Origin of the sequence: Moraxella sp. RCAD0137 (assembly GCF_002894025.1) — a bacterium.
In the GTDB taxonomy this organism is placed as follows: Bacteria; Pseudomonadota; Gammaproteobacteria; order Pseudomonadales; family Moraxellaceae; genus Moraxella; species Moraxella porci.
On sequence record NZ_LTCC01000033.1, the window covers coordinates 1 to 1,435 of the forward strand.

At 37.5% G+C, this 1,435-nt stretch carries 2 protein-coding genes; both read left to right on the forward strand.

Features of this window, described 5'->3' with window-relative positions; genetic code table 11:
* The coding region (locus tag AZ602_RS09875; RefSeq protein ID WP_103034744.1) for a helix-turn-helix domain-containing protein at positions 1 to 514 on the forward strand (514 nt) is incomplete at its 5' end.
* Positions 514 to 1,392, forward strand: a complete 879-nt coding sequence (locus AZ602_RS09880) for an IS3 family transposase (RefSeq protein WP_255409099.1) — start codon at positions 514 to 516, stop codon at positions 1,390 to 1,392. The genes AZ602_RS09875 and AZ602_RS09880, both read left to right, overlap by 1 nt.
* Positions 1,393 to 1,435 lie beyond the last annotated feature (43 nt).

Sequence of the window (1,435 nt, forward strand, 5' to 3'; positions counted from 1 at the left end):
TAAACTTGAAGTCATTGATCATTATTTAACAGAGCATAGTTACCACAGCACAGCCAAATCGTTTGGTCTGAAACGTTGTATCGTCCAAAACTGGGTGAGACTCTACCAAACTCATGGTATTGATGGCATTCGCACAAGAGTGAGCAAAGCCAGTTATTCACCAGAATTTAAACACACAGCAGTATTACAACTACTTGCTGGTAAATCCATACGCACTTTGGCGATTGAATTAAATATCAGTAACCCAAGTGTACTCCATCAATGGTTAAAAGCTTATCAAACTCATGGTATCATGGGACTGACTCCCAAACCTAAAGGTAGAAAGGCGATGACTTCATCAACAAACAAAAAATCCAAGGTAGCTAAAAAAGCCAAGGCAAATAAAACATCAACCAATGAACATGCTGAGTTACTCAGACGTATTCAATATCTAGAAGCTGAGAATGCTTACCTAAAAAAGCTCGATGCCTTAATTCGCCAAAAGAATCAATCAAAGTCAAAGACAAAGTCTTAATTGTTGGTGAATTAAGGCAACAAAGGTATTTGCTGAGTGATTTACTCAAAGCAGCCAAGCTTGCCAGATCAGTGTTCTATTATCATCTAAAACAGCTTGCCAAGGCTGACAAACATCAAGCAATAAAACATGAAATTCAAAACATCTACCACGCCCACAAAGGCAGATATGGCTATCGGCGTATGACTCTAGCACTAAAGCAGTTGGGCTTTATCATCAATCACAAAAAAGTACAACGGCTAATGCATGAACTTGGGTTTAAAGCAGTAATTCGTCGCAAGCGAAGCAAATACAGCACTTACCGTGGACAAATAGGCAAAATCGCTACCAATGTCTTAAACCGTAATTTTAAAACAGACAAACCCAATCATAAATGGGCAACGGATGTGACTGAGTTTAAAGTGGTGGATAAGCAAGGTAATACAAAGAAGCTTTACTTATCACCCATCATTGATTTATATAACGGTGAGATCATTAGCTACAATATCAAAGACAGACCGACTTATGAGTTAGTGCAAGAGATGCTAAACCAAGCCATAACAACACTGACAGAAGATGACAAACCCATCTTACACTCTGACCAAGGCTGGCATTATCAAATGAACAATTACCAACAAAGCTTAAAAGACAATGGCATTATCCAAAGTATGTCAAGAAAAGGTAATTGCTTGGATAATGCCGTGATAGAAAGCTTCTTTGCAACATTAAAAGAAGAAATCTTCTTTCATGGCAAAAACAATAGAAGATTTACATCAACCGATGAGCTTAGACAAGTGATTGATGAATACATTCACTACTACAATCATGATAGAATAAAAGTAAAATTAAAAGGACTGAGTCCTGTACAATACAGAACTCAGTCCTTTATTAAACCTTAACCGTTAATCTTAAACTGGTGTCTAAGAATTGGGGGTCGGTTCA